This is a genomic window from Nitrospira sp. Nam74 (assembly GCF_965152615.1).
Window position 1 is genome coordinate 369,535 of the sequence record NZ_OZ224220.1, and the last position, 26,598, is coordinate 396,132.

At 56.1% G+C, this 26,598-nt stretch carries 25 protein-coding genes and 1 tRNA gene; 18 read left to right on the top strand and 8 right to left on the bottom strand.

Annotated features, from left to right (window positions below; all coding sequences use genetic code 11):
• Nucleotides 1-78: 78 nt before the first annotated feature.
• Nucleotides 79-1,170 carry a tyrosine-type recombinase/integrase gene (locus ACWHYZ_RS01795; protein ID WP_447985591.1) on the top strand — a complete coding sequence of 364 codons (1,092 nt, stop codon included), beginning with the start codon at nucleotides 79-81 and terminating at the stop codon, nucleotides 1,168-1,170.
• On the opposite strand, the gene ACWHYZ_RS01800 is transcribed toward ACWHYZ_RS01795, so the two are convergent.
• Nucleotides 1,149-1,223: transfer RNA gene (locus tag ACWHYZ_RS01800), tRNA-Gly, on the bottom strand. The two genes, ACWHYZ_RS01795 and ACWHYZ_RS01800, sit on opposite strands and share 22 nt — an antisense overlap.
• A gap of 528 nt (nucleotides 1,224-1,751) precedes the next feature.
• Between ACWHYZ_RS01800 and ACWHYZ_RS01805 the strand changes: the two genes are divergently transcribed.
• The 5 genes from ACWHYZ_RS01805 to ACWHYZ_RS01825 all read left to right on the top strand — a co-directional run bounded on the left by ACWHYZ_RS01805 (nucleotide 1,752) and on the right by ACWHYZ_RS01825 (nucleotide 8,079).
• Nucleotides 1,752-5,189 (top strand): molybdopterin-dependent oxidoreductase, encoded by a 3,438-nt coding sequence (locus ACWHYZ_RS01805; protein WP_447985592.1) that lies wholly within the window; start codon nucleotides 1,752-1,754, stop codon nucleotides 5,187-5,189.
• Between the two features lie 75 nt (nucleotides 5,190-5,264).
• The gene (locus tag ACWHYZ_RS01810; protein ID WP_447984456.1) at nucleotides 5,265-6,554 is read left to right on the top strand and encodes a 4Fe-4S dicluster domain-containing protein; all 1,290 of its coding nucleotides are present in this window, start codon (nucleotides 5,265-5,267) and stop codon (nucleotides 6,552-6,554) included.
• A 205-nt stretch (nucleotides 6,555-6,759) separates the two neighbouring features.
• Nucleotides 6,760-7,089, top strand: a complete 330-nt coding sequence (locus ACWHYZ_RS01815; RefSeq protein ID WP_447985593.1) for a hypothetical protein — start codon at nucleotides 6,760-6,762, stop codon at nucleotides 7,087-7,089.
• A gap of 303 nt (nucleotides 7,090-7,392) precedes the next feature.
• Nucleotides 7,393-7,761, top strand: coding sequence for a hypothetical protein (locus ACWHYZ_RS01820; protein WP_447985594.1), 369 nt, complete (start codon nucleotides 7,393-7,395; stop codon nucleotides 7,759-7,761).
• A gap of 66 nt (nucleotides 7,762-7,827) precedes the next feature.
• On the top strand, nucleotides 7,828-8,079 hold the full coding sequence (locus ACWHYZ_RS01825) for a hypothetical protein (protein ID WP_447985595.1): 252 nt from the start codon (nucleotides 7,828-7,830) through the stop codon (nucleotides 8,077-8,079).
• Between the two features lie 404 nt (nucleotides 8,080-8,483).
• Here ACWHYZ_RS01825 and ACWHYZ_RS01830 read toward each other — a convergent pair whose 3' ends face one another.
• A complete protein-coding gene (locus ACWHYZ_RS01830) occupies nucleotides 8,484-8,771 on the bottom strand; it encodes a Trm112 family protein (RefSeq protein ID WP_447985596.1) in 288 nt (95 codons plus the stop codon).
• A gap of 169 nt (nucleotides 8,772-8,940) precedes the next feature.
• Here ACWHYZ_RS01830 and ACWHYZ_RS01835 point away from each other — a divergent pair, with 169 nt between their 5' ends.
• From ACWHYZ_RS01835 to ACWHYZ_RS01880, 10 genes are all read left to right on the top strand, one after another.
• Nucleotides 8,941-9,567, top strand: a complete 627-nt coding sequence (locus ACWHYZ_RS01835; RefSeq protein ID WP_447985597.1) for a DUF502 domain-containing protein — start codon at nucleotides 8,941-8,943, stop codon at nucleotides 9,565-9,567.
• A gap of 2 nt (nucleotides 9,568-9,569) precedes the next feature.
• On the top strand, nucleotides 9,570-10,046 hold the full coding sequence (locus tag ACWHYZ_RS01840; RefSeq protein ID WP_447985598.1) for a GNAT family N-acetyltransferase: 477 nt from the start codon (nucleotides 9,570-9,572) through the stop codon (nucleotides 10,044-10,046).
• On the top strand, nucleotides 10,036-10,440 hold the full coding sequence (gene bamE, locus ACWHYZ_RS01845) for an outer membrane protein assembly factor BamE domain-containing protein (RefSeq protein ID WP_447985599.1): 405 nt from the start codon (nucleotides 10,036-10,038) through the stop codon (nucleotides 10,438-10,440). The genes ACWHYZ_RS01840 and bamE overlap by 11 nt, the downstream gene beginning before the upstream one ends.
• A gap of 70 nt (nucleotides 10,441-10,510) precedes the next feature.
• Nucleotides 10,511-10,879, top strand: coding sequence for a hypothetical protein (locus ACWHYZ_RS01850; RefSeq protein ID WP_447985600.1), 369 nt, complete (start codon nucleotides 10,511-10,513; stop codon nucleotides 10,877-10,879).
• Between the two features lie 140 nt (nucleotides 10,880-11,019).
• Complete coding sequence (locus ACWHYZ_RS01855; protein WP_447985601.1) at nucleotides 11,020-12,105, top strand: DmpA family aminopeptidase; 1,086 nt, start codon at nucleotides 11,020-11,022, stop codon at nucleotides 12,103-12,105.
• 73 nt (nucleotides 12,106-12,178) lie between these two features.
• Complete coding sequence (locus ACWHYZ_RS01860) at nucleotides 12,179-12,409, top strand: hypothetical protein (RefSeq protein ID WP_447985602.1); 231 nt, start codon at nucleotides 12,179-12,181, stop codon at nucleotides 12,407-12,409.
• 64 nt (nucleotides 12,410-12,473) lie between these two features.
• Entirely contained in the window at nucleotides 12,474-13,649 is a 1,176-nt protein-coding gene (locus ACWHYZ_RS01865; RefSeq protein WP_447985603.1) for an FIST signal transduction protein, read from the top strand.
• Nucleotides 13,650-13,723: 74 nt separating this feature from the next.
• Nucleotides 13,724-14,164 carry an FKBP-type peptidyl-prolyl cis-trans isomerase gene (locus ACWHYZ_RS01870; RefSeq protein WP_447985604.1) on the top strand — a complete coding sequence of 147 codons (441 nt, stop codon included), beginning with the start codon at nucleotides 13,724-13,726 and terminating at the stop codon, nucleotides 14,162-14,164.
• A 155-nt stretch (nucleotides 14,165-14,319) separates the two neighbouring features.
• Nucleotides 14,320-15,432: a glycine cleavage system aminomethyltransferase GcvT gene (gene gcvT / locus ACWHYZ_RS01875; RefSeq protein ID WP_447985605.1), complete on the top strand. Its 1,113-nt coding sequence runs from the start codon at nucleotides 14,320-14,322 to the stop codon at nucleotides 15,430-15,432.
• Nucleotides 15,425-15,958 carry an NUDIX hydrolase gene (locus ACWHYZ_RS01880; protein ID WP_447985606.1) on the top strand — a complete coding sequence of 178 codons (534 nt, stop codon included), beginning with the start codon at nucleotides 15,425-15,427 and terminating at the stop codon, nucleotides 15,956-15,958. The genes gcvT and ACWHYZ_RS01880 overlap by 8 nt, the downstream gene beginning before the upstream one ends.
• A 56-nt stretch (nucleotides 15,959-16,014) precedes the next feature.
• On the opposite strand, the gene ACWHYZ_RS01885 is transcribed toward ACWHYZ_RS01880, so the two are convergent.
• A complete protein-coding gene (locus ACWHYZ_RS01885; RefSeq protein WP_447985607.1) occupies nucleotides 16,015-16,842 on the bottom strand; it encodes a metallophosphoesterase in 828 nt (275 codons plus the stop codon).
• Between the two features lie 57 nt (nucleotides 16,843-16,899).
• Nucleotides 16,900-18,588: a glutamine--tRNA ligase/YqeY domain fusion protein gene (locus ACWHYZ_RS01890; RefSeq protein WP_447985608.1), complete on the bottom strand. Its 1,689-nt coding sequence runs from the start codon at nucleotides 18,586-18,588 to the stop codon at nucleotides 16,900-16,902.
• Nucleotides 18,589-18,786: 198 nt separating this feature from the next.
• On the opposite strand from ACWHYZ_RS01890, the gene ACWHYZ_RS01895 reads away from it, so the two are divergent.
• Nucleotides 18,787-20,175 (top strand): MFS transporter, encoded by a 1,389-nt coding sequence (locus tag ACWHYZ_RS01895; RefSeq protein WP_447985609.1) that lies wholly within the window; start codon nucleotides 18,787-18,789, stop codon nucleotides 20,173-20,175.
• A 60-nt stretch (nucleotides 20,176-20,235) separates the two neighbouring features.
• On the opposite strand, the gene msrA is transcribed toward ACWHYZ_RS01895, so the two are convergent.
• Nucleotides 20,236-20,859 carry a peptide-methionine (S)-S-oxide reductase MsrA gene (gene msrA / locus ACWHYZ_RS01900; RefSeq protein ID WP_447987503.1) on the bottom strand — a complete coding sequence of 208 codons (624 nt, stop codon included), beginning with the start codon at nucleotides 20,857-20,859 and terminating at the stop codon, nucleotides 20,236-20,238.
• 300 nt (nucleotides 20,860-21,159) lie between these two features.
• Here msrA and ACWHYZ_RS01905 point away from each other — a divergent pair, with 300 nt between their 5' ends.
• The gene (locus ACWHYZ_RS01905) at nucleotides 21,160-21,489 is read left to right on the top strand and encodes a hypothetical protein (protein ID WP_447985610.1); all 330 of its coding nucleotides are present in this window, start codon (nucleotides 21,160-21,162) and stop codon (nucleotides 21,487-21,489) included.
• A gap of 68 nt (nucleotides 21,490-21,557) precedes the next feature.
• Here the strand turns inward: ACWHYZ_RS01905 and ACWHYZ_RS01910 are convergent, their stop codons facing one another.
• From ACWHYZ_RS01910 to gcvP, 3 genes are all read right to left on the bottom strand, one after another.
• A complete protein-coding gene (locus ACWHYZ_RS01910) occupies nucleotides 21,558-22,868 on the bottom strand; it encodes an aminotransferase class V-fold PLP-dependent enzyme (RefSeq protein ID WP_447985611.1) in 1,311 nt (436 codons plus the stop codon).
• Nucleotides 22,865-23,461 (bottom strand): hypothetical protein, encoded by a 597-nt coding sequence (locus ACWHYZ_RS01915; protein WP_447985612.1) that lies wholly within the window; start codon nucleotides 23,459-23,461, stop codon nucleotides 22,865-22,867. The genes ACWHYZ_RS01910 and ACWHYZ_RS01915 overlap by 4 nt, the downstream gene beginning before the upstream one ends.
• A gap of 73 nt (nucleotides 23,462-23,534) precedes the next feature.
• Nucleotides 23,535-26,432, bottom strand: a complete 2,898-nt coding sequence (gene gcvP / locus ACWHYZ_RS01920; protein WP_447985613.1) for an aminomethyl-transferring glycine dehydrogenase — start codon at nucleotides 26,430-26,432, stop codon at nucleotides 23,535-23,537.
• Nucleotides 26,433-26,598: the final 166 nt, after the last annotated feature.

A 26,598-nucleotide genomic window follows, 5' to 3' on the forward strand; every position in this document is an offset into this window, starting at 1 on the left:
AGCTTCATATGCTTGTCAAAGGCATTGTGCTGTCATAGAAGTAAATGCTAGCATAAGCCACAAACGAAGGGAGGCATTATGGCTAGACTAGGTGGCTTAGACAGAGGCGTCACAAAACGCAAAGGAAGAGAAGGGTGGTGGGTGCGGCTGCATCTCAATGGCAATGAACGGTGGTTTCGATGCGATACCAAATCACAGGCGAAGGCCCTCTATGGTCGATTGAAGGCGGAGCAGCGAGAGGGGAAGTACTTTGAGAAGACAAAGCCAGTACCGTTCCGCGAACTGATGAAGGACTATATCACCCAAGTGGATGCGAGACGGAAGAGAAAGGGAGATGACAAGCCACGCGCTGATAGATGGATTCAAGCGTTCGGGGACCAGGACGCGGCCACTATCACTGTGAGGCAAATAGAGCGCGTCCTCACTGAGCTTCACGTTGACAAGTATGAGGCTGCTACGTGCGCCCGGTACTTAACGGTATTAAAGGCTGCGCTTAATCGTGGGGTGCGGCTTAGACTGCTGAAGACTAACCCTGCCAGCGCCGTAACGCCTCCTAGAGCCAACAACGTCTTAGTCCGTTATCTCACGCCCCAGCAGCAACAAACCCTCTTTGAAGCCTTGCCCCTTCGCTTCCATGCCATAGTTCTTGTGGCCCTCAACACAGGGCTTAGACAAGGAGAGCTACTGCGGTTGGGGCGAAAGGATATCGATTGGAATGCTGGGGTTCTCACAATCCAGGAAACGAAGGCGGGAGAGAGCCGCCGCGTCCCGATGAACTCCACTGTGCAAAGCGTACTAGCTGAGCTGATTGGTGGGCAGGACTCGACCACGCAAGTATTCCCCCATGATCCACGTTATCTCAGACGGGCTTTCACAAGGGCTGTACAGAAGGCGAACCTCACACCGTTCCGCTTCCACGATCTAAGGCATACCTTCGCAAGCCGTCTAGCAATGCAGGGGGCGAACGACCGGACGATCATGGCCTTGGGTGGATGGAAGTCTACGGCTATGCTGGCTCGATACGCCCATCTCTCACCCACCCACCTTTGGCAGGCGGTAGAAGGGTTAGCCCAGGCTGGAACCGTGACTGAAACCGTGACCGGCCCTAAGGAAGAGACTGCGTCTATAGCAGAAGTAGTGAAAAATTATGGAGCGGGAAACGGGATTTGAACCCGCGACCCTCGCCTTGGCAAGGCGATGCTCTACCACTGAGCTATTCCCGCCCCCTAGCTTATGAAAAGAGTGCGGATTTTACTGATCGAATACATGTAAGTCAAGTCGCTGGGAAGCCGCATGTCTGCTTCCACCTTCATAAATCAGTCTCCGTAAATCAGCCGGATGACGTATCTGACGGTAACAGTATCTCGGCCGCCAGTTACGTTTTGGTAGCGCGTGTCTTTGAGCTGTATTGCTGCGTTTTTATTGCTTTATCTCCATGAGATACACGAGCCCCTCTAGTCACACGCTACCAAACATTAACATTGTAACTAGAGTTGGTGATAGTTCCGCAGAACGCGACGCTAATAATGATGCGTAATTTCATGCTGTTAGAGTCCATGGCAAAAAAGTATCCAACGGTGTGCTTATTGCACATCTTCCCTGCGTTTGTCTTGGGGATAGCTTCATCCTGAAAGGCGTTGACCTCAAGGCGGCAAATACTAGGCAGAGGAGGTGATAGGTGGTTTCCAGTTTCTTTTTTGCAGTCATTGGCTAGGCTGGAACAGCCAGCACTCAACTGAGGAGGTGTTCGGATGTTTTTGTCACGACGGCAATTTTTAAAGGTCTCGGCGGGGACGGTGGCGGCGGCCGCCATTGCCGATAAGGCACTGGCGCTGACGGCGTTGCAACCGGTCATCGAGGTGGGCAACCCCCTCGGCGAGTACCCGGACCGCTCCTGGGAGCGGGTGTATCACGACCAGTACCGGTACGATTCGTCGTTTACCTGGTGCTGCTCCCCCAACGATACGCACGGCTGCCGGATTCGCGCCTTTGTGCGCAACGGCGTGGTCATGCGGGTCGAGCAGAATTACGATCACCAGACGTACGAAGATCTGTACGGCAACCGCGGCACGTTTGCGCATAATCCGCGGATGTGCTTGAAGGGCTATACCTTCCATCGGCGCGTGTACGGCCCATATCGGCTCAAGGGCCCGTTGATGCGGCGGGGCTGGAAGGAGTGGATGGACGCCGGCTCGCCGGAGCTGACGCCGGAAATGAAGCGCAAATATAAGTTCGATGCGCGGTTCTTGGACGACATGGTGCGGGTCTCCTGGGATACCGCGTTTACCTATGTGGCCAAGGCGGCGATTCTGATTGCGACCAAGTATAGCGGCGAAGCCGGCGCGCGGCGGTTGCGCGAGCAGGGCTATCCGCCGGAGATGATCGAGATGATGAAGGGCGCGGGGGTGCGCTGCTTCAAGCATCGCGCGGGTATGCCGGTGCTGGGCATCGTCGGCAAGATGATGAACACGCGCTTTAACGGCGGCGTATTGCCCTTGTTAGACACGTGGATTCGCAAAGTGTCGCCCGAGCAGGCGCAGGGGGGGCGGTATTGGACCAATTACACCTGGCACGGCGACCAAGACCCGTCGCAGCCGTGGTGGAACGGCACGCAGAACTGCGACGTGGACCTTTCCGACATGCGCTTCAGCAAGCTGAATACGAGCTGGGGCAAGAACTTCGTCGAGAACAAGATGCCGGAAGCGCACTGGAAGTTGGAGTGTATTGAACGCGGGGCCCGGATCGTCGTGATCACCCCCGAGTACAATCCCACCGCTTCCCGCGCGGACTACTGGATTCCCATTCGGCCGGAGTCGGATTGCTCCTTGTTCTTGGGCGTGGTGAAGATCATTCTCGACGAGAACATGCAGGACATCGATTACATCAAGGGCTACACCGACATGCCCATCCTGGTCCGGACGGATACGTTGCAGTATCTGGATCCGCGGGATGTGGTCAAGGATTATGCCTTCCCGGACTTCTCGAAGTCCTATTCGGGGATGGTGCAGTCGCTCAAGCCGGAGCAGGTGCAACGGCTCGGTGGCATGATGGTCTGGGATCTGACCAAGAACCAGGCGGTGCCGCTGCACCGCGAGCAGGTGGGGTGGCACTATCAACAGAGCGGCATCGATGCGGCCCTCACGGGAACCTATCGCGTGAAGCTGCTCAATGGCCGCGAAGTCGACGTGGCGCCGGTCTACCAGTTGTACCAGGTGCACTTGCAGGACTATGACCTGGATACGGTGCATCAGATCAACCGGTCACCGAAGGACCTCATCGTGCGCTGGGCACGGGACTTTGGGACGATCAAGCCGGCCGCCATTCACAACGGCGAAGGCGTGTGCCACTACTTCCATATGACCGAGAACGGACGCGGCGCGGCGCTGATCTGTACCGTGACCGGCAATATCGGCAAGTTCGGCACGGGCTGCCATACCTGGTCCGGCAACTACAAGGCCGGCGGCTGGACGGCGACGCCGTGGTCGGGCGCGGGACTCGCGGTGCATACCGGCGAAGATCCGTTCAATCTGACCCTAGATGCCAAGGCGCATGGGAAGGAAGTCAAGACCAAGTCCTACTACTATGGGGAGGACGTGGGCTTCTGGAACCATGGCGATACGGCCCTGATCGTGAACACGCCCAAGTATGGCCGCAAGGTCTTCACGGGCAAGACGCACATGCCGACGCCCAGCAAGTTCCGCTGGGTGACCAACGTGAACGTGCTCAATAACTCCAAGCACCACTACGACATGGTCAAGAACGTCGATCCCAATATCGAATGCCTGATCACGCAGGATATTGAGATGACCTCGGACGTGAACCATGCGGACGTGGCCTTTGCCTGCAACAGCTGGATGGAATTTACCTATCCGGAAATGACCATGACGGTCTCCAATCCGTGGGTGCAGATCTGGAAGGGCGGCATCCGGCCGTTGTACGACACGCGCAACGATGCGGACACCTTTGCCGGCGTGGCGGCGAAGTTGACCGAAATCACCGGGGATGCGCGCATGAAGGGCGTGTTCCACTTCGTGTATCAGAACCGGGTGGACGTCTATCCGCAGCGCATGTTGGATGCCTCCAGCACCTATTACGGCTACAACGTCGATACGATGTTGAAGTCGGAGAAGGGCTGGATGGTCATGGTGCGCACGTACCCGCGGCACCCGCTGTGGGAGGAGACGAACGAGAGCAAGCCGCAGTGGACGCGGTCGGGCCGCATCGAGACCTACCGGATCGAGCCGGAGGCCATCGAATACGGCGAGAACTTCGTCGTCCATCGCGAAGGGACGGAGGCGACCCCGTACCTGCCCAACGCGATCTTCACGACGAATCCGTACGTCCGGCCGGACGACTACGGCATTCCGATCACCGCGCAGCACCATGACGACAAGCACGTGCGGAACTTGAAGCTGCCGTGGCAGGAAATCAAGCGGCAGAGCAATCCGCTCTGGGAGAAGGGCTACCAGTTCTACTGCGTGACGCCCAAGACCCGGCATCGGGTGCACAGCCAGTGGTCGGTGAACGACTGGGTGCAGATTTATGAGAGCAACTTCGGCGATCCGTACCGGATGGACAAGCGGACGCCGGGCGTCGGCGAGCACCAGTTGCACATCAACCCGCAGGCGGCCAAAGACCGCGGCATCAACGACGGCGACTACGTCTATGTGGACGGCAACCCGGTGGACCGGCCGTACCGCGGCTGGAAGCCCTCGGATCCGTACTATAAGGTGGCGCGGTTGATGATCCGGGCGAAGTACAACCCGTCGTATCCGTACCACGTGACGATGGCCAAGCACGCCCCGTACGTGTCGACGGCGAAGTCGGTCAAGGGGCACGAGACGCGGCCGGACGGACGCGCGATTGCCGTGGATACCGGCTATCAGTCCAACTTCCGGTATGGCGCCCAGCAGTCGTTTACGCGGAGCTGGCTGATGCCGATGCACATGACCGACAGCTTGCCGGGCAAGCATGCGGTGGCGTGGAAGTTCAAGTGGGGCTTCCAGATCGATCACCACGGGGTAAACACGACTCCGAAGGAATGCTTGATCCGCATCACGAAGGCGGAGGACGGCGGCATCGGGGCGCGTGGTCCATGGGAGCCGGTGCGGACCGGGTTCACTCCAGGCCAGGAGAACGAGTTCATGATCAAGTGGCTTAGAGGTGAACATATCAAGATCAAGGTGTAAGGACTGAGCAACGAGGACAGGGCTGAGAGGTATCCTCTCAGCACTCAGTCCTCAGCACTGTAAGGAGGAGATCACATGCCGGAAGTATATAACTGGCAACTGGGACGTAAGATGCTCTATCCCTATGAGGAGCGGCATCCCAAGTGGCAGTTCGCCTTCGTGTTTAACATCAATCGGTGTCTGGCCTGCCAGACCTGCTCGATGGCGGACAAGTCCACGTGGCTGTTTTCCAAGGGACAGGAGTACATGTGGTGGAACAACGTGGAGACCAAGCCCTACGGCGGGTACCCCCAGTTCTACGACGTGAAGATCACGCAGTTGATCGAGCAAGTGAACCCGGGCGGACAGGTGTGGAACGTGCGGGTGGGCCGCAAACACCATGCGCCGTACGGGGTGTTCGAAGGGATGACCATTTTCGACGCCGGGGCCAAGATCGGCCAGGCGGCGATCGGCTACATTCCGACGGACCAAGAGTGGCGGTTCGTGAACATCTACGAGGATACGGCCACGTCGATGCGAGCCCTCGTCGAAGGCATCGACAAGACCGGCTTCTCGCGGGATGAACCGTGGAAGCTGCAGGGCAGCAGTCTGCCGGAGCATGAAACGTTCTTCTTCTATCTCCAGCGGATCTGTAACCACTGCACGTATCCGGGGTGTCTGGCAGCGTGTCCCCGCAAGGCCATCTACAAGCGGCCGGAGGACGGGATCGTGCTGATCGACCAGAACCGGTGCCGCGGGTACAAGAAGTGTGTGGAGCAGTGTCCGTTTAAGAAGCCGATGTACCGGGGCACCACGCGGGTGAGCGAGAAGTGCATTGCCTGCTATCCCCGGATCGAAGGGAAGGATCCGCTGACGGGCGGCGAGCCGATGGAAACGCGCTGCATGAGCGCCTGCGTGGGGAAGATCCGCATGCAGAGCCTGGTGCGGATCGGCGAAGACGGCCTATGGGCGGAGGATCGCTGGCATCCCCTGTACTTCACCATTCGGGTGGAGCAGGTGGCCCTGCCGTTGTATCCGCAGTGGGGCACCGAGCCCAACGGCTTCTACATTCCGCCGCGACACAGCCCGCGAGGGTATGCGCGGCAGATGTTTGGGCCGGGCGTGGACAACGCCATCGAGAAGTATCTGGTACCGAGCCGGGAGCTGTTGGCGGTGCTGCAGTTGTGGCGCGCCAGCCAGCAGATCGTCTTCCGGTACGACGTCATTCCGGGGCCGAAGGTGTTTGAGACCCAGATCCACGGGAAGCGGTTTGAGATGTACAACGATACCGTGCTGGGGTTCAACAAGTCGGGCAAGGAAGTGGCGCGCATCCAGGTCGAAGAGCCGATCTACATTCGGCCGGCCGAACGCGTGACCTGGCTATAATCTCGAGGCCGCGCGTCGTGAGTCAGGCAGGAGGTCCCGCCCGGGGCCTCCTGCTTTTTTGTGTCCAGTAGCACACTCGCGCTCAAGCGTGTAGTGCATTATTTCCCGTTATGGGATAGGTACAAAGGGCCGGCTTGCTTGACGCCTGAGTGAGCCTTGGGTAGAGTGAGATGATTGCAACACGATCTCCTGTTATAAAACACTAATGTCCGGCCAGATTTCTACGTCGATTCCATTTGCTGCTCAGGCAGTTGCCTTTCACGAGTATTTGGCGAACGGCAAGTTGCCCGCGGACCTCATTACCAGTGATTATGTAGGTGAACAATTTGTGGAGCGTTTGGTTCATTACGTCTTAAGCGTGCCATCGGGCAGCTTTACCATGGCTAAACTCGGCCAACTATTGGAGCAGCTGGATCCTCGTCACCAGGTGTTTTTTTTCAAGCGCCTGAAAGAAACCAGCCCTGATAGCCTCAAGGATTTTGCGCCACTCTATTACGGCTTCATGTCGGAATTTCACGATCTTCTCTTCACGTAAACTGGGCCGATCCCGAACACGTACTCCAATTCCTAATCTGTCGCGACAGAATCATTCTGTTTGACAGTGTCAACCTACTGTATCAAGGTCGTGTGGCCGCCGGATGTTTGACCGATCTTTGAAGTGGATTCTATGGCGCAAGAAGGCGGCATGGTCAGGGCGTGAGCTCCGAATATTTTAAACCGATGGTTGACGATGGCTGCTCAGTGCGTTCTGAGCCGGTACGGTTGTACAAAAAACTCCTTGTTGCTGCAGTCTTCTCATGTATAATGTGGAAAGAACGTTTTTGAGAAAAGGAGAGGTATGAACTCGACTCTGCAACGAGCTGTTACAAGCTTTTACAACCTAGTCTATGAGGCGCAAACCTTTGCGACGACCATGTCCCGATTGGATTCAGCCGACCAAGACCACTATGGCGGTCGGATTGAAGGCCTTAACTGGGTGCTAGATCGGTGTCAGGAATTGGAAGATATGGACGCCAACCTGACGCCCTCTTCTCTCCAACGTGTATTGACTGATGTGAAGTCTGATTTGGACCATGAATTATCTGTCCAACGACGAGAGAAGGGAAGACGGGCGGATGGCCGTGAGGAAGCATTGACATTCGTTTCCGACTACTTGACCAGCCTCATCACCGCCACAGAGATCGAATCGGCCAAAAGCTCCGTTTAATCTGCACTCATATCTCGTCTTCTACTCCCGATGATTAGAACGGGGGTGGAAGAGTGAGGCGGCTTTATGGAGAACGTGCTAAAGAGCGCAATCATTCGAGAATGGGCTCTGTTTGGTCTTTCGTTCGGATTGGGTGGCCATGTGGTGCTCGGCATGATGTTGCATGCTCCGGAACTATGGCCTTGGGATAAGGCAGGGATCTACGGGTTGCTCGTGGGAGTATCCGTGTACGTCGCCATACAAGTTCTACGATCAATCTGGTGGGTGATTACCGAAGGACGTCGCAATCGTCGTTCACCCATGATCTCGCACCGTTAGAAGAGTCCGGTGCGAGCCAGGGAAACCACCACTCATAAGGTTTGACCATGTCCGCCTTGCGCCCCCAAGACCCGCGGCGTGCCAACATACCGACTTCGGGTCGACCCCGTAGTCCGCAGTCTCCCGCCAGTCGAGCGACTGGACGAGGCAAACCTCCTTCCGATTTTGGTGCATTCCGAGCCTCTCTGCTTTTCTGTCCGACGTGTCGACAAGCTACGCCGACCCGTGAGCGGCTGCTACTCGTCCTGCCCACTGGGAATCTCTATGAGTACCTGTGTGTTCAATGCGGGACGTCTACTGGTTCAAAGACAGAGTCAGAACAGGGTGATGCAGGGTTGGTAATCCCGTGAAGAGTCGTCGCAAAGGCGTGAAGGCAGTAGAAGACACCCGACATCAAAGAGTCATCAGATGACGCCTTCCAGTGGAATTCCTTCTTCAATCAACATCACCGGAATATCTTCTCGAATCGGATAAAGAATCTTCTTGTCGGCCCGCAGTAAGCCACCGTCAAGTTTTTCAACCACCGCTTGACCGCCCTTATTCTTTAGTCCACCCTGTGCAATGCGCTCATTGAGGCGTGTAATGATCGCAGCCGCTGCCAAAGAGACATCCTGCTTGGTTTCCGGACAACACAGAATGGCCAAGAGATCTTTATCGATGTTGACGTTGCCCGCCGAGGTGGTGTCGCCCATGGTCCCTCCTTCAGAAATAGTCGGCAGATAGTACGGTAAAGCACTCCCTTATGAATATCAAGCCTCTGGCATCGCGAAGCGCATTTGCGCATATCCCTCAGGTGTCTCTTACTTCCCCGTGAAGGTCCTAGGCCAATCTGATAAACTGTCCGAGGTAGGAGCTTTGATTATGCGCATCGTGAAGTGGGTCCGAAGGTATTTTTTCACCGGTCTTTTTGTGCTGCTTCCTGCCTGGGGTACATTCCTTATCTTGCGGACACTCCTGACGACTCTCGACGGTTTCCTGGGTGCCTTGCTTGAACCCACCACTCCATCCGATATCCCCGGGTTGGGTCTGCTCATTATGGTGTGTCTCATCCTGCTGACCGGAATCATTGCCACTGAAGTCATCGGACAGGGAATGATTCACCTGACCGAAGAATGGGTCGGGCGTATCCCCATCGTCCGGACGATTTATTTGACGCTGAAAGGTATGACGGACCTGTTCAATTTTCGCGCGCGATTCGGTCGCAGTACGGTCGTAGTCTTCCCTTTTCCACGAGAAGGCCTATGGGCATTAGGATTTATCATGGGCGCGGCTCCTTCGCACTTGCAGGTCGCTCAGTCCCAGGCGCTCCTCATGGTCTTCGTCCCTACGGCGATTCACCCGTTCACGGGATTTCTCGCCTTTATACCGCAGCATACCGTACGCCCCATCAACCTTGCAGCAGAAGACGCGATGAAGATGGAATTTTCAGCCGGCCTCTTCCAGCCAAAGCCGGGTTGGCTGACGCCCATCGCGCCCTCCGTTTCGTGAAGATGAACAGCCCTGTCGAAGTGCGGGTTGCGTCACACCCCGATCTTGATGTGCTTGTAAATTTTAGTGCCGCGATGGCGATGGAAACCGAAGGCCGCCAACTGGACTCGGATCGTTTGCGACGCGGCATTCTTGCCGTACTGGAATCGGAGGCTCATGGGTTTTATTTGGTCGGGGAACGGCATGATGCCGAATCGCGCACCGTCGTGGGGCAATTACTCGTGACGTATGAATGGAGCGATTGGCGATGTGCGAATTTCTGGTGGATCCAAAGTGTCTATGTCGATCCTGCTTGGCGTCGACGGGGAGTCTACCGTCAACTGTATGGATCGGTTTTGGATGCCGCGAAGGGGCGAGCCGACGTGTGTGGTCTCCGTTTGTATGTCGAGCAGGATAATTACGTGGCTCAATCAGTGTATAGACGACTCGAACTTCGTCCTACCACGTATCATATATGGGAGGTAGATTTTGTCTTGTGAAAGAGTAACCCGGCCGTCTCGCGTCCAACAACTGACGGCGGTCTTGCTTGCCACTATGGGACTGGGGCTGTCTTCGTGTGCGTTTGTACGGGGTAACTACGGAGATTCGTTCAATGCCGATGATATCGAGACAATCAAGGTCGGGCTCTCGACCAGACAGGATGTTGCCTCCAAGCTGGGTGCCCCAGAACGGATTATCGAGGTCAATGACCGGGAAATCTTTCATTACTACAATTATGCGGTGAAGTCCGGCACGCTGCTTTTCTTCTCACGTACCAATGTGAAAGGCAATGATCTCTACGTCTTTTTCGGACATGATGGTATCGTGCAAGAAGTGGTCTTCGGGCGTCAAAAGGCAGCGCCTAAATTACAGTTCTGGCCATTCGGAGATTAGCACGACGATGGGTCGGCAACATGTGTGCGCTTTTCTCTGTCTCTTCGCCTGTCTATTACAGGGATGTCCCTTGAATTGGCAGCGCGTAAGCATCAACGAAGTAATCACGCCGGATGACGTGTCGTTCGTGATGCCGGGAAAAACGACCCTCCGGCAGGTCGTTCGCCGGATCGGCTCTCCCGACATCATTCAATCAACCGGCAGGGGACTGTTGATCCGGTATCAGTTCAGGGATGCAAAATATTTCCGGGTGAACGTGACCAGGCCACTCCCGTTTCTGATTCCGGCCTTATCGGCAGTCCCCGGTGATCTGTATGAAGTAAGGGTTTCCGGGGGCGGCATTGGCACCGACGAGTTACAAGTCGGATTAGACGAGAACCTGACAGTCTTGCATTATTCCTTTGCTCATCATTCGAAGGCAAGTCATTATACCCCATGACTATTTGCACAACTAAAAGGGTGTGGTTCGCGGAGGTCACTCTTGCAGCTAGCATCCTCATGCTCTGTTTCGTCTCCGGTGTGTCAGCCCTCGATCCTGCAGGGATCAGTTCCTCTGACGTTGCACCATCAGCCACTGACATGCGAACTCACCTGAGGGAACTTGGTATTGTCATCGGCCGGTATCAACCTGGCCCGTTCAATGCAATCACCGATGTAGCAGGTGTGAAAGTAGGTCATGTCACGCTAATGAAAGGGGAAGGCAAGTTAGTCCCCGGGAAGGGTCCGGTGCGGACCGGGGTGACCGTCATCGTCCCACGGGATGATGTGTGGCATCAGAAAGTTCCCGCGGGAGCTTTCGTGCTGAATGGAACAGGCGAGATGACAGGGTTGGCTTGGGTAAGTGAATCCGGCTTTTTGGAGTACCCTGTCGCATTGACCAATACATTGAATGTTCCGCGTGTGGCGGACGGTGTCATGACGTGGATGATCAAACAATATCCTGGCATCGGCATTACGGATGATACGCTGACTCCGGTCGTCGCCGAGTGTGACGATAGCCGTTTAAACGATAGTCAGGGGCGTCATGTCTCCGAAGATGACGTCGTTACGGCCTTGGACACGGCTTCATCCGGTCCCGTCATGGAAGGATCGGTCGGGGCAGGCACTGGTATGGTGTCCTATGGATTTAAGGGCGGCATTGGCACGTCCTCGCGTCGACTGTCCGATCAAGAGGGAGGCTATACAGTCGGGGTACTGGTCAATGCCAATCATGGCCGGCAAGAAGAACTCGTGGTGAACGGCGTTCCAGTCGGCAAGCAGTATGATCTGAAGAGTGGTGCCTCTCCGCAGGGCGCTGAAGGTTCGATCATCGTGGTGATTGCGACCGATGCCCCGCTTGATGCCCGCCAGTTGCGCCGGTTGGCGAAGCGGGCGGCCTTAGGCTTGGCGCGAACGGGTTCGACGGCTCGGCATGGCAGCGGGGATTTCATGCTCGCTTTTTCTACTGGCAATATCATCCCACATTACCCCAAGGACCCTACCTTTACGATGACGCATATGGGTGATACTTATCTGAATCCTTTATTCACCGCCACCGTCGAAGCTACGGAAGAAGCGATCCTGAATGCGCTGACGATGGCGACCACGATGGTGGGGCGAGACGACTACCGCGTGGAGGCGATTTCTTTGTCTAAGCTCACCACATTGCTGAACGGACACCGATAACAAGCCGACCATTCATTCAACGGCGTTGAACGTATGCTGTGAAATTAAGCGGCGTGCAACCAGAAAGGGAAGTATGACGGACTATCAGATGGGGGGAGGACTCAGACTACTCACCGCAATGGAAAAGACGCAAGCCTTTTCGACGTTCCTTCACAATCGAGTGCTCAGAGCCTTGGAGACCGAAGATCCCACCGAGTTGCATTATCTATTGGCCCAGCTTGATGATTACCATTCGTTTATGTGGCGTTATTATAAAAAGCTGGAGAGTGAGCGCGGAGACCGGCAGCCGCAACAAGATGAATAGACGCTCTTCTCAATAGACAAAAAGGAAGACAGGTTGTTAGACTGAGCCCAAAAGAAAGGACCCCATGCAGTTCGCATCCGCTGTATCAAAAGACATGAATGCGGCAGAGGCCGGACGCGTCTTGACCGACCGAATTGAGTCGGTGCTGCGGGATGGGCCCATCGATCTCGCCTGCTTGTTTCTTTCTTCTCACTATGCCGAACATGCCGAACAGTTGTCTGCCGCCGTGTGTGACCGCTTGTCTCCTCATACCCTGATTGGATGCACCGGCGAAGGGATTATCGCCGGTTCTGAGGAAATTGAAAGAGCTCCCGCTGTGACATTGTGGGCGGCCCACTTGCCCGGCGCCTCACTGATTCCCTGGCGTATGTCTGGCGGTCACGGGGGAGGGGATATAGCGACCATGGACTGGCATGACCTTGATGCCCCGCCGGAGGCCTCGACCCTTCTCATGCTTGCCGATCCGTTTTCCATGCCCATGGACGAGGTCCTGTTAGGTATGGCGGATCATTGCCCCGGCTCCTTCGCGATCGGGGGCATGGCTGGGGGAGGCCATGATGAGGGTGAGAACCGCTTACTGTTAAATGACGGAATCTATGCAGACGGCCTGATTGGAGTGGCGATCTCGGGAGCCGTCTCTGTTAGAACCGTGGTATCGCAGGGATGCCGGCCGATCGGGGAGCGCTATGTCGTGACAAAGGCTGAGCGCAACGTTATTCACGAACTCGGCGGCCTCCCGGCTCTGGACCAACTTCGACTCATGTTTGAGGGGCTGAGTAGCCATGATCGAAATCTAGCACAGAACGCCCTGCACGTTGGCATCGTCATGGATGAACAACGCAACCGCTTTGAGCGCGGTGATTTCCTTGTCCGAAATTTGATCGGAGCCGATCGAAGTTCGGGCAGTCTCGCAATCGGCGATATTCTCACGGAAGGGCAAACGATCCAGTTCCATGTTCGCGATGCGCACTCCGCGAGCGAGGACCTCAATCTGATGTTGGCTGCGGACCGGTCTCGTCAGACCACACCAACCTTGGGTGCGCTGCTGTTCAGTTGTTGTGGTCGTGGACGAGGACTCTTCGGCCGCCCCCATCACGATGTGACCGTCGTTCGTGAGCGCACCGGGGATGTTCCAGTCGCCGGTTTTTTTGCGCAAGGTGAGATTGGTCCGGTGGGCGGAACGAATTTTCTTCACGGTTACACCGCGAGCGTGGCGCTCTTTTCGGAGCCCGGCGTGTGAACCTGCGGACGTTCCTGTACACTCGCCGCTTTTCTCTATCATGCCACCGCTGTATTGCTTGCTCAGGAGTGATCATGAAAACACGCCTATGGTTTGTGCAAACGGCGCTACTAGTGTGCCTCAGCGCTAGCTCGATCGCCGCAGACAACAAGGAGATGAACAATATGGCAGATCAGGCAGTGACAACAGAATCAGGCCTCAAGTATGTCGACGTGGTCGTAGGCACCGGTCGTCAACCAGAGGTCGGCGATACGGCATCCGTCCACTACACGGGTTGGCTGGCAGACGGAAAGAAATTTGACAGCTCCGTCGATCGCAAGGAGCCGTTTTCGTTTCGCGTTGGCGCGGGACAGGTCATTAAAGGATGGGACGAAGGTGTGATGGGTATGAAAATCGGCGGCAAGCGGAAGTTAACGATTCCGCCGCAGCTCGGCTATGGCGCCCGCGGAGCGGGTGGGGTCATCCCGCCGAATGCGACGCTCACCTTTGACGTCGAACTGCTCGACCTGCGGTAACCGATACGAGGATGTTGAAAACGCCCTCCGGCTGCGTTCTCAGTCGTCTTGACCGTTCAACGTACTAACCACTACGCCTCCAGGTCAAGGTTCCCTGCGGCCTTGCCGGAAGGACGTGCTGAGCATCCTCATAGATACTAAATGACAGGAAATTCATGAAACGAACGCCGTTGTTTGAAGCACATGGTTCTGCCGGTGGCCGGCTGGTGGACTTTGCCGGCTGGGAGATGCCCATCCAGTACACGGGCGTGGTAGACGAATATCAGACGGTCCGCACTGCGGCTGGTCTGTTCGATGTGAGCCATATGGGTCGCATCGTCGTCTCCGGCGAAGCCGCACTCTCGTTCCTCCAACGGGTGACGACGAACAATATCGAAAAACTTGGCGTGCTGGAGTCGCAGTATTCCATGGTCTGTAATGAATCCGGCGGTATCATGGACGACATCTTCGTATATCGAATCAGGCCAGAGGAATACTTGCTCTGTGTGAATGCCTCTAACCGACACAAGATCGCAGCCTGGCTGAACAAGCAAGCATCGGGTGTGACCGGCCTCAGTGTGAGCGATCGGTCAATTGAATTAGCCCAGCTCGCTTTACAAGGGCCTGCTTCACGGACCATCCTTTCGTTGCTCGGCCTTGCGGGGATCGAAGCCATGAAGTTGCGTGGTTGTCTGGAAGCTCCACTGCTCGGCACATCGGTATTGATTACAAGGACAGGTTACACCGGTGAGTTGGGGTACGAATTGTACATGCCGTCGGACCACGCGCTGTCTATTTGGAACGAGTTACTCACAGTGGGCAAATCTGCCGGACTGAAACCTGCTGGATTGGGCGCGAGAGACTTGCTGCGCTTGGAGATGGCGTATCTGCTGTATGGAAACGACATTAGCGAGGACACGACACCCGCCGAAGCGGCCGCCGAATGGGTCGTTGATTTGAACAAGGGTGACTTTATCGGCCGGAAGGTGCTCCAGCGACAGAAGGACATCGGCGTCACGAAGCGTTTGGTTGCGTTTGAACTCACTCAGAAGGCGGTTCCCCGCCATGGTTTTAAGATACTATCGGATGGTGCTTCGGGGGGGAAGGAGATCGGAGAGGTGACGAGCGGGAATCTGTCTCCGATTTTGCAGAAGGGTATTGGGTTGGGGTATGTGCCGACACAGGTCGCCACTGTCGGTTCATCAATCTGGATTGATATACGGGGGCGTGCGATGCCGGCCGTCATTGTGAAGCCTCCATTTTATCGCAAACGAGCCACCCATGGCTGATGGAAAGATTCAGACAATCTACAAAGGGCGCGTGGTCACACTGAACCTGGAAACGGTGACGTTACCGAACGGCCTATCGGTGGAGTTGGAGGTCGTCCGCCATCCCGGGGCGGCAGCCATTGTGCCGCTGAAGGATGACGATACCGTCGTTCTGATACGACAATTTCGACTGGCGGCTGGTGGGTATATTTACGAGATTCCTGCGGGCAAACTTCATCCGGGAGAAGATCCTGGCCACTGCGCCACACGAGAATTAGAGGAAGAGATCGGCTATCGAGCCGGACGTCTGGACAAAATTGCGACGTTCTTCACGGCTCCGGGATTCACTGATGAAGTGATGCATTTGTATGTCGCGAGAGACCTTGCACGTGGGACACAGGCCCTCGACGGTGATGAGGTTTTGGAAGTCGTCGAAATGCCGTTGGAGAAAGCGATGGGACACATCTTGGACGGCACGATTCGCGATGCCAAGACAATGATCGGACTACAGTCCGTCTATCTCGACAGGTGCAACGTACGTCGCTGACCACCCACGCGTGACTTCCAGTTCATCGACTTTCCCCCCATGTCATCGTGCTTCCTCTATACCCATTCCAGTAGAACAATCTCAGGTGAGCAGTTCCATCGGAGTGGGACCAGGGACCAACCCAGGCCTCGGTTCACATACAGCCGTTGGCCATCTTGACTGTAATGACCATGCGCTCGTCCGCGACACCCATATGGAAGCCAGAAAGGATGGACGGAGCCAAAGCGCCATTGTCCGCCGTGGCTATGACCGCACAGGATGATGTCGACGGCATGGTCGGGTTCCAAGAGATCCAGTACGACCGGAGCATGGGCCAGCACCACCGTGTAACGGCCTGGAACACGATGCGGGATGCAGGCGGCATCCGCGCGATGAGTCGTCGGATCGTCCAGTCCCACTACGCACAACTCTCCGCCAGAAAGCGGGATGACCATCGTCTGGTTGATCAAGAGATGCAGTTTGTGGCGGTCGGAGAGCTCCATAAAGTCCGCCACCGGCACGCCGCTGTAATGATCGTGATTCCCCAGTGTTAGGCACACCGGTGCGAGACCTCGCAGATGGCTCAGAAATCGGAACAAATGCGGCAGGCCGTCTGGCACATTGAGAAGATCCCCGGTGACGAAAATCCAGTCCGGCCGCAATTCCGCGATTGTTTGTACAAATACATCATGCCGGGGTAGGTAATAGTCCAAGTGCAGATCGCTGATCTGGACGGCGCGTCGTCCCTTCAATGGTTCAAATGAAGATTCCAACCGCGTAACAAGGGGGGTAGCCAGTCCGTACTCGTAGTGAGGGATTTGGCTGAAGAGCCAGTACAGGGGGAGCGAGATGGCATGAGACAGGCGGAACTGGAGGTGCCGAGCCCAGGGCAAGTTCGGTCGCATGGGCCTATACTGCCAGGTTCCTGAGCAGATGCAAGTAGGGATTGTGTGAAAGTGCGGTCAGGCTGGAGCAACGGCTTGCGACTTCTCGATTTTAGCCCAGCTATCCCGAAGCGGGACCGTGCGGTTGAAGACCAGATTGCCAGGACGGGAATCGGGGTCGACGCAAAAATATCCTTGCCGCTCAAACTGAAAGCGACTTCCCGGCAAGGCGCCGGCCAGACTTGGTTCTACCAGACATCCTACGACGCGTTCCACGGAGCGTTGATTGATCGCAAGACCGGCATCGGAGGCCCGATCGTGATCAGGATCGAGGAGTGAGTCGTACAAGCGGACCTTCCCTTTGAGCGCATGCGGGGCGGACACCCAGTGCACGGTCCCTTTGACCTTGCGGCCTTCTTGCGCCGACCCGCCCCGTGTAGCCCGATCATAGGTGCAACGGACTTCCATGATTTCGCCTGTTCGGTCGTCTTTGACTACCCCGGTGCACTTAATGATGTAAGCGTAACGCAGCCGAACTTCCTGGCCCGGGGTGAGGCGGTAAAACTTCTTCGGCGGGTCTTCGCGGAAGTCCTCCTGTTCAATGTATAGGACACGTGAAAAGGGAATCTTGCGCGTTCCCATGCCGGAATCTTCAGGATTGTTGACCGCCTCCAACTCCTCCGTCTCTCCTTCCGGATAATTCTCGATGACCACCTTTAGCGGCCGCAACACGGCCATGACACGGGCCGCACGCCGGTTCAGGTCCTCGCGGATAAAGTGCTCCAGCAACGCCATTTCAATGATCGCATCTCGCTTCGCCACGCCGATATGCTCGCAAAATGTCCGGATCGATTCAGGTGTATATCCTCGTCGTCGCAGGCCTTTCAGCGTGGGCAGCCGGGGATCATCCCAGCCACAGACGTGCTTCTGCTCAACGAGTTCCAGCAATTTTCGTTTGCTCATGACGGTATGCGTGAGGTTGAGACGCGCAAATTCGATCTGTTGGGGATGATGGGGCGTCTGCAATTCATCCAGGAGCCAATCGTACAAAGGACGATGATCTTCAAATTCCAGGGTGCAAATGGAATGCGTCACCCCTTCGATTGCATCTGACAGCGGATGGGCGAAATCATAGGTCGGATAGAGACACCATGCCGTCCCCGAGCGATGATGAGCCACGTGCCGAATACGGTAAAGTGTGGGATCGCGCAGATTGATATTTGGAGATGCCATATCGATCTTCGCGCGAAGTACGTGCGTGCCGTCAGGAAACTCCCCCGCTCTCATGCGGGTGAAGAGATCCAGGTTTTCGTCTCTGGTCCGATTCCGATACGGACTATCCTTTCCGGCCTCTGTGAGCGTGCCACGATACTGACGAATTTCATCGGCAGTGAGGCTATCGACATACGCTTTGCCCTTGTTGATCAGTTCAACCGCATAGTGGTAGAGCTGCTCGAAATAGTCAGAGGCATAAAATACCTTGTCGTGCCAGTCGTACCCGAGCCAATGCACATCATCCTGGATGGCCTTGACATACTCGGTGTTCTCCTTGGTCGGGTTCGTATCGTCAAACCGTAAGTGACAGACGCCACCGTACTCTTCGGCAAGGCCAAAATTCAGACAGATCGACTTGGCATGACCGATATGGAGATAGCCGTTGGGCTCCGGTGGAAACCGCGTGACGAGACGGCCACCGTGCTTACCGGCCTTGAGATCCTGCTCCACAATGGAACGGATAAAGTTTGAAGCAGTGGAACCATCGGACATAACAGAAGACTCCCTTCTTCCAGCACCCCGTCTGTTGTATTTCTATCACACTTCCCTTCGAGACTGAAGTGAGCGCGAATTGTGCTCTTTCGTCGTCACGGGTCTTGGGAGTGAGCTGCCCTTTTTGATGCCGTAGCTATAACTAGGCTTAATGCTCAATTACCAGAATCAGGTCTATGGTGTAAGCTAAAAACTTACATGGCGTCTTCAAAAAACGGTAACGAGCAAACAGACGACATCGGCAGGGACCCCGCACAAGAAAAGAGCCTTCGCAGTCAGGTCCACGAAGGCGCGTGTGCTGCCGTTATGCAGGGAAGCGGTGAAACGTATCTTTCCGCCTTTGCGCTCCTGCTGCAGTCCACTCCCTTTCAAATCGGCCTCCTCGCTGCCGTACCGCCAATTATTGGAACGATCGCGCAACTGTTCTCCGTGAAGGTGCTCGATCGCGTTCAGGCCAGGAAGCCCGTCATTCTGGTTGGCGCAGCTGGCCAGGCCTTGGCCTGGCTGCCTTTGTTTGTATTGCCGATGCTCTTTCCTGGGTACGGTCCTTGGCTGCTCCTCACGGCGGTCATGCTGTATTTCTCGATGGGGCATTTGACTGTCCCGGCCTGGAATAGCTTGATCACCGATATGATTGATGATGACGGGCGAGGGATGTATTTTGCCAGGCGAGCCAAAGTGATCGCGGTCACGAGCTTCGCCGCCCTGTCCGTAGCCGGCCTCATTCTCCATGCATCTGAAACCTGGACGAACCCCGCGTGGGGATTTGGCATCATCTTTCTGTTAGCCGGCATAGCAAGACTGATGTCAACCGCTTATTTGACACGGCTCAAAGAATCACCGGCACGAAATGTCCCGGGACGAGACACAGGCGTTCGGGATTTTCTTCGAGCAAGACGAAGCGTTATGTTTCGGCGGTTCTTGCTGTTTTCCGGGAGTTTTCATATCGCCGCCATGATGGCGGGGCCGTTCTTTGTCGTCTATCTGCTTCGCGATCTCCATTTAACCTATCTTCAGTATGGATTGTGGCTCGCGGCTCCGATTCTCGGCCAATTGCTAAGCCTGCAGGAATGGGGACGCCTGGGTGACACGTACGGCAATAAGAAGGTCCTGGTACTTACGGGACTCATCATCCCGGTCTTGCCGGTCCTGTACATATTTAGTTCGAATTGGGTCATGCTCGTCGGCATCAATTTCTTGTCTGGCTTGATCTGGCCTGGATTTTCGTTGAGTCTGGGAAACTATGTCTTTGATGCGGTACAGCCCGGAGATCGGACCAAAGGGGTGGCGATCTATAATACCGTGAACGCCATTGGTGCCGGCATTGGGGCGATGTTAGGAAGCTGGTTGGCCACGGTAGCGCCCTCTCAGCTCGTTTTCTTCGGCTTGGTCTTGCCGTTGGCTTCCAATCTGCCCATGCTTTTTCTTGCCTCCGGTATACTTCGGTTGATGGTCTCGCTGACGCTTCTGAATACCTTCAAAGAACGTCGGCGAGTCACCCCAATCACGCATCGCGATCTCATGAGCGAGCTGCCGCTCATTAAGCCGATCGCAGCGGCTATTGGGGCGAGGCTCGTTCGGCGCTAATTGATCATTCCGCAAGACTGCGTGGCATGATCAAAGGATTGATGGGACACGCGCCGATTCTTAATGCGTCTTTCCCCACAGGGCTTCGAGCCGTTGTGCTCGTCCGCAGTTGTATTTGTAGAATTTATAGCGGATTGGATTCTTCTGGTAGAAGTTCTGATGGTATTCCTCGGCGGGATAGAACTCAGACGCCGGTGTGATTTCGGTGACGATGGCTTCTTTGAACGGCTTGGTCTTATCAAGCCGCTGTTTCGATTCTTCGGCCAGCCGCTTTTGGGCGTCGTCATGATAGAAAATGGCGGAACGATATTGATGGCCTTTGTCACAGAACTGCTGATCGGGGGTGGTGGGATCGATATTGTACCAGAACACATCCAGCAGAGTGGCATAGCTGACCTTCTGCGGGTCGTACATGACCTGGACGGACTCCGTATGCCCCGTCCTGCCGGCTGAGACTTCTTCATAAGTTGAGCTGGCCTTCTGCCCTCCGGTATACCCTGATGTCGTCGACAAGACGCCGTCCACCTTATCAAGCGCCTCTTCCAGGCACCAGAAACATCCCCCTGCAAACGTAGCCGTTTCTCGCCGATTCTCCCCGTCTGCATGAGCTGCCCACGCCAGATGGGCCAAGAGCGCCATGAAGAATGCACCCCCAAGCAGTATTCGGAATGTAGAAGGTTTCATCATGGCCTCTCTTTGTATGACGACGGGGGTTAGGGAGTGGTGCTGTGCAGATCGGGAAGAATGTTGATCCCTCGCCTCTTCATCAATGTGGTTTTTTAGCACACTGTGTCCGATATGTACCATTTTGGTGGGAGGCGATTCTCCAAAGCCATGGAGATATGGTAACTTCTTGGTATGGCCAAGTTTTTGCTACCCATCTTCATTATGAGGAAACGTAACCTTTTTGTCGTCCAGTTGTCCTTGCTCGTCGCCGTCGTGGTCGCTGTTCCCGGACTCACGTGCGGAGAGGAGTCACCTCTGATGACACCCGTCCTGCCGGCATCGACGTCTTCAAAAGGGACCGATCTCTCCTCGCTCGTTCTCTCAAGCACGACGCTTTCATCGAGCGTGACGAATAATCTGTTCAGTCAACCGGCGACTCTTGCCGGCCGATATACCATGAACGGCTCAACAGTCATGCCCTATATCGGACTTGGGTTTGGCGGTGGCGAGACCACCGATGTGAATCGTACCGTCGCCCGCCAAAGCGGGCTCCAGAGTTCTATTCAACAAGATCGCTTAATGAACGACGTGCTTGGAAAAACTTTTGTCCCGAACGAATTTCAATTAGGAATCCGCATCCCTTTCTAGCCGCACATCCCTGTTTTCGCACGCCTCCGCCTAGCCGATGAATCATGTGGCATGATCCCATCTCGCACCTAACGCTCGATGGTTCGAATTGCCTCGCAGGTCTTCTCCACTTCTTCAGGAGAGGTTAGCAGGCTTGGAGCGAGACGGACGTATTGCGTCGCATATGGCGTGACGCTTGCCAGGATGCGGCGCTGACGTAAATATTCTACGACGTGATCGGGCTTCCAGCCTTCTACCTCGCAGCAGACAATTCCAGCGGAGAGGTCCCGAGACAGCGGCGTATGGAGCTTGATGTGATGCATCTTGACTAATGTGTTTTTCAGTTGGTCGTTCAGCGCATGAATGCGTTCGGCAATCCGGGCTTTGCCGATGGCCTGGTGAAAACGAAATGCCTCACCGAGTGCCCATCGGTGCTCAAACGAATGAAAACCGCCGGGCGTCATGATAGCGCCGACCGGAATTTCCTTGGGGGGTATCTCCTTCATCCAGACGCGATAGGCGTCGAAGTGGAACGTCGGAATGGTCGCATTCGCAACCGGCCACGCACGCGGGTGGCCCCAGACTAGTCCAGTCCCCCGAGGACCAAAAAGCCATTTGTGGGTTCCGGCAACGAAGAAGTCACAGCCCAGGGCGGGTAGATGAAGCTCCTCAACGCCCAAGCCATGAACTCCGTCGACGCAGAGTAATGCGCGCTCGGTTTCAGCGCGATCCGCATTCACTTTCGTTAGCGCTTCCGACATCTCGCGAATGGGTAGCTTGAGCCCCGTGCTGGAATGCACCCATGTGACGGCGACAATCCGCGTGCGTGGACGGATCGCCTTCACCAATGTCTCGACGATTTCTTCTTTCGACACGCTCTCGAGCTTTCGATAGAGAGGAATCTGCCGAACAAACGCCCCCGTTCGGTGAGCCCGCAAGCGCAGCGAGGTTTCGGTAGAGTAATGATCGTGGATGGTCGTGAGCACCTCCTGCCCTTCACGAAGCTCCAGTCCGCCATAGAGTAGCCCTAATCCCATCGTTGTGCTGTCGGTCAGCGCGATGTCCGCGGGATTGACGCCGAGATAGTCGGCGGCTGCCTGGAGGACATGTGCTTCCTGCTTCTCCTCGTTATCGAACCAATAGCCGATGGGATTCTGATCCAGTCCATGGCGGTGGCGTTCGATGGCTTCACGAACCGGGGTCGGATGGGACGTGAGAAAAAACGCCGCCATGTGAATGAGGTCACGGGAGAGCGGGAACTGATTGCGTACGGCGTCCCAGTCATCAAGTTTTACCGTAGGACCCTGAGCCGCCGCGCTGTCGACTGATGGTAGGTGAGCGCCGAGTGCTCCGCCGGCTATCGTCAATCCAGTACGGACGAGAAATTCTCGGCGATTCACGTGCCTTCTCGCCCGGCGTGAGGGTTCTGGTCTATGTGGGAAAAGCTCGTGGACGCAGCCAACTGTTCGAGGAGCGACTCATAATACGCCGTCTCATCCTTCGGTCCGGTGAAGAGAAACAGGACACTGCGCCTAGAGGGCCCGAAGATTGCCAGCGCACGGCCGATGTTCTCGCCACTGTGATACGAGGCCGTAATGCGTATGTCGCTGCGTTTAGAAGATCCTACAGGGTGGAGGACGTAGCCTTCTTTGATGACCTGCGGCTCATTCAAATGATCTTCCAGTTCTTCCGGCGTGGCGTCTTGAATAATCGCCACCAGCCCAATACCTGGTGTCTTGGGGGATTCGAGATAAAATGTATGCGAGCCGGGTGGGAGGACGCCTTGCCAGGCCGGAGGGATGAGGAAGGATGCACCGCCTGTCATCCCGATTCTCGTTCCACTTCGGTAAAACCCTCCGGGTTCCACATCCGTGATGCCGGAATCATGTGGTTGGTCTTGTGCGTTCGTCATCGCCGTCTGCGTGTGGTGGTAACACAGGATCGGGTGAGGCACGGTAACGACAAGTGACAACACCACAACCAGCGTTACCATCCGTTTACTCGGTGTACTGTACCCTACACTTCACGGCACATGAGAGGACATGCCAGCAAGGGCTGCTCAATACTCAATAAGTGTCCATCGGCGGGCACGCGCAGATCAAGTGGCGGTCGCCGTAAGCCTGATCGATTCGCGCGACGGCAGGCCAGAATTTTGACTCTCGCACCCATGGGGCCGGGAATGCGGCCTGCTCGCGACTGTATGGATGTGTCCACACCGTGGCTGCCACGGCATCCGAGGTGTGCGGGGCATTTTTAAGCGGATTATCTTCACGGGGCACACGCCCGTCCGCGACGTCCTGAATCTCGGCGCGAATCGCAATCATCGCATCGCAGAAGCGATTCAATTCGACTTTCGATTCGCTTTCAGTTGGTTCGATCATCAGCGTGCCGGCAACAGGGAAAGACATGGTCGGCGCATGAAACCCAAAGTCCATGAGGCGTTTGGCGATATCGTTCGCCTCGATACCGGCGGTATCTTTGAACGGGCGTACGTCAATGATGAATTCATGTGCGACGGTTCCGTTTTTGCCGGTGTAGAGCACCGGATAGTGCTTCTCCAGCCGCTTGGCCATGTAGTTGGCATTCAGGATCGCGACCTTGGTGGCTTTCGTCAATCCATCGCCGCCCATTAAGGCGATGTAGACCCATGGGATGGCCAAGATGCTGGCGCTACCATAGGGAGCCGCCGAAATGGGTCCGATGGCATGCTTTCCTCCCAGCTTGGTCACGGGATGACCAGGCAGAAAAGGCACAAGGTGGGCTGCCACGCCTATGGGTCCCATGCCGGGGCCACCGCCTCCGTGCGGAATGCAAAAGGTCTTGTGCAGATTCAAATGGCACACGTCAGCACCGATATCTCCTGGTCGGCACAAGCCGACCTGAGCGTTCATATTTGCGCCATCCATGTAGACTTGGCCGCCATGCGCGTGCACGATCTCGCAGATGCGCCGAATCTTTTCCTCGAACACGCCATGCGTTGATGGGTACGTGATCATCAAGGCCGCGAGCTTTGTACGATGCTGCGTGGCCTTCGCTTCGAGATCAGCCAGATCGACGTTGCCGTGTTGGTCACAGGCGACAGGTACGACCGTCAGGCCGGCGATGACCGCACTCGCAGGATTGGTTCCATGCGCTGACGTGGGGATCAAGCAGATATTGCGCTGGCTTTCGCCACGGTGATGATGATAGGCGCGGATCACCATGAGTCCGGCATACTCGCCTTGTGAGCCGGCATTGGGCTGCAGCGAGATGGCGGCGAACCCGGTAATCACCTGAAGCCAGGACTCGAGCTGCGCGCAGAGGTCTTGATAGCCCAAGGTCTGTTCTGCAGGGGCAAAGGGGTGAATCCGTCCAAAGCCTTTCCATGTTACGGGGATCATTTCAACCGTAGCATTCAACTTCATGGTGCAAGAGCCGAGCGGAATCATGGAGTGGACGAGCGAGAGATCCCGTGCTTGCAGGCGGTGCATATAGCGGAGTAATTCGTGCTCGGAGTGATACCGGTGAAACACTTCATGGGTCAAATAGGGACTGGTTCGAGCGAGCGAGGACGGAAATGTGTAGGTGACCTGATCGGCGAGCTCTCCGACAGTGAACGGCACTTCCTTCCCGGAGGCGAATATTTCCCAAAGCGTCTGCACCTCGGCCGCGGTGGTAAGTTCATCGAGCGCGATGCCGATGGAGTCATCTTCGAATCGCCTAAGATTGATTCGCCGTTCAGCGGCACGAGCGAGGATACGATCGGTGGAGAGGGTCGCGGTGAGCGCGCTCGGCTGAATTCTGACGGTATCGAAAAACGGGGTAGACCCGATCGTGTGCCCAAGGCGACGCATGCCTTCAACCAGCACGGCCGTTAAGCCGTGCACCCGCTGGGCAATCCGCTTCAAACCTTCCGGACCATGATAGACGGCGTACATGCTGGCCATCACGGCCAACAAGACTTGCGCGGTGCAGATGTTGCTGGTGGCCTTTTCCCGACGGATGTGCTGTTCGCGAGTTTGCAGGGCGAGGCGATATGCGGGTTTGCCGGCGGCATCCTTCGAGACACCAACCAGCCGTCCCGGCATCTGCCGCACATAGTCGTGTGTGGTCGATAAAAAGCCCGCATGCGGTCCACCAAACCCAAGAGGCACGCCGAATCGTTGGCTCGATCCCACCGCAATATCCGCCCCGAATTCCCCGGGTGGCTTGAGCAGCGTGAGCGCGAGCAGGTCGGTCGCAACGACGACCCGCGCCCCTGCGGCGTGGGCCTGTTCGATCAGACGGCTATAATCGTAGACCGATCCATCGGTCGCGGGGTATTGCAGCAAGAAGCCGAATAAGTCCTGGCCCGCCATGTCAGCCTGTTCGACACGTCCGATGTGAAGTGTAATGCTCAATGATTCCGCCCGGGTCTGGAGTACGGCGATGGTTTGTGGGTGACAATTGTCCGCGACGAAGAATCCGTTTCTCTCTCGATCCGTCTCGCGATTGACGATGCGATGGCACATCGTCATGGCTTCGGCGGCCGCTGTGCCTTCGTCGAGCATCGAGGCATTGGCCAAGGGCAGTCCTGTGAGATCGGCCACCATGGTCTGGTAATTTAAGAGTGCTTCCAGTCGGCCTTGCGCGATTTCCGGCTGATATGGCGTGTACTGTGTGTACCAACCTGGATTCTCGAGGATGTTGCGCTGGACGACCGGGGGAGTCGGACAGTCGTAGTATCCCATGCCGATGAAAGACCGAAAGATCTTGTTTCGATCGTGCAAAGCGCGCAACTCAGCTAAGACATCATGTTCGCCGCGGTGTGGCCCCAGTGCTAAAGGCTTGGCTAATCGAATATCCGGGGGAACCGTCGCGTCGATCAAGGCGTCGAGGGACTGGAATCCCAGGATGGCCAACATTCCTTGAATGTCGGCATCCGTCGGGCCGATATGGCGGTGCACAAAAGTGTCGGAAGGACTCAAGATATGCTGCGGATCCATGCCATCTCCTGATTGATGAGGATGCGATGTGTGAGAGACTCGTGTTGCGTCTCTCCATTGTGCATTTCGAACGGCGGTGACGCAAGGGGTCTTGTCTGATTGCCTGAGGATCGGTCATGATGCCGATACATCGGAACCAGTGTACCTCCAACTGTGTTCGTAGAGG

Excerpts from the sequence above, each read along its gene's own strand:
- ACWHYZ_RS01885 (WP_447985607.1), bottom strand. The coding sequence starts at position 16,842 with ATGCGACCGAACTTGCCCTGGGCTCGGCACCTCCAGTTCCGCCTGTCT.
- ACWHYZ_RS01860 (WP_447985602.1), top strand. The coding sequence starts at position 12,179 with ATGACGGACTATCAGATGGGGGGAGGACTCAGACTACTCACCGCAATG.
- ACWHYZ_RS01820 (WP_447985594.1), top strand. The coding sequence starts at position 7,393 with ATGAACTCGACTCTGCAACGAGCTGTTACAAGCTTTTACAACCTAGTC.
- ACWHYZ_RS01890 (WP_447985608.1), bottom strand. The coding sequence starts at position 18,588 with ATGTCCGATGGTTCCACTGCTTCAAACTTTATCCGTTCCATTGTGGAG.
- gcvT (WP_447985605.1), top strand. The coding sequence starts at position 14,320 with ATGAAACGAACGCCGTTGTTTGAAGCACATGGTTCTGCCGGTGGCCGG.
- ACWHYZ_RS01835 (WP_447985597.1), top strand. The coding sequence starts at position 8,941 with ATGCGCATCGTGAAGTGGGTCCGAAGGTATTTTTTCACCGGTCTTTTT.
- ACWHYZ_RS01880 (WP_447985606.1), top strand. The coding sequence starts at position 15,425 with ATGGCTGATGGAAAGATTCAGACAATCTACAAAGGGCGCGTGGTCACA.
- ACWHYZ_RS01870 (WP_447985604.1), top strand. The coding sequence starts at position 13,724 with ATGAAAACACGCCTATGGTTTGTGCAAACGGCGCTACTAGTGTGCCTC.
- ACWHYZ_RS01840 (WP_447985598.1), top strand. The coding sequence starts at position 9,570 with ATGAACAGCCCTGTCGAAGTGCGGGTTGCGTCACACCCCGATCTTGAT.
- ACWHYZ_RS01855 (WP_447985601.1), top strand. The coding sequence starts at position 11,020 with ATGCGAACTCACCTGAGGGAACTTGGTATTGTCATCGGCCGGTATCAA.
- ACWHYZ_RS01895 (WP_447985609.1), top strand. The coding sequence starts at position 18,787 with ATGGCGTCTTCAAAAAACGGTAACGAGCAAACAGACGACATCGGCAGG.
- ACWHYZ_RS01810 (WP_447984456.1), top strand. The coding sequence starts at position 5,265 with ATGCCGGAAGTATATAACTGGCAACTGGGACGTAAGATGCTCTATCCC.
- gcvP (WP_447985613.1), bottom strand. The coding sequence starts at position 26,432 with ATGGATCCGCAGCATATCTTGAGTCCTTCCGACACTTTTGTGCACCGC.
- ACWHYZ_RS01905 (WP_447985610.1), top strand. The coding sequence starts at position 21,160 with ATGACACCCGTCCTGCCGGCATCGACGTCTTCAAAAGGGACCGATCTC.
- ACWHYZ_RS01830 (WP_447985596.1), bottom strand. The coding sequence starts at position 8,771 with ATGGGCGACACCACCTCGGCGGGCAACGTCAACATCGATAAAGATCTC.
- ACWHYZ_RS01805 (WP_447985592.1), top strand. The coding sequence starts at position 1,752 with ATGTTTTTGTCACGACGGCAATTTTTAAAGGTCTCGGCGGGGACGGTG.
- ACWHYZ_RS01915 (WP_447985612.1), bottom strand. The coding sequence starts at position 23,461 with ATGGTAACGCTGGTTGTGGTGTTGTCACTTGTCGTTACCGTGCCTCAC.
- msrA (WP_447987503.1), bottom strand. The coding sequence starts at position 20,859 with ATGAAACCTTCTACATTCCGAATACTGCTTGGGGGTGCATTCTTCATG.
- ACWHYZ_RS01825 (WP_447985595.1), top strand. The coding sequence starts at position 7,828 with ATGGAGAACGTGCTAAAGAGCGCAATCATTCGAGAATGGGCTCTGTTT.
- ACWHYZ_RS01795 (WP_447985591.1), top strand. The coding sequence starts at position 79 with ATGGCTAGACTAGGTGGCTTAGACAGAGGCGTCACAAAACGCAAAGGA.
- ACWHYZ_RS01815 (WP_447985593.1), top strand. The coding sequence starts at position 6,760 with ATGTCCGGCCAGATTTCTACGTCGATTCCATTTGCTGCTCAGGCAGTT.
- ACWHYZ_RS01865 (WP_447985603.1), top strand. The coding sequence starts at position 12,474 with ATGCAGTTCGCATCCGCTGTATCAAAAGACATGAATGCGGCAGAGGCC.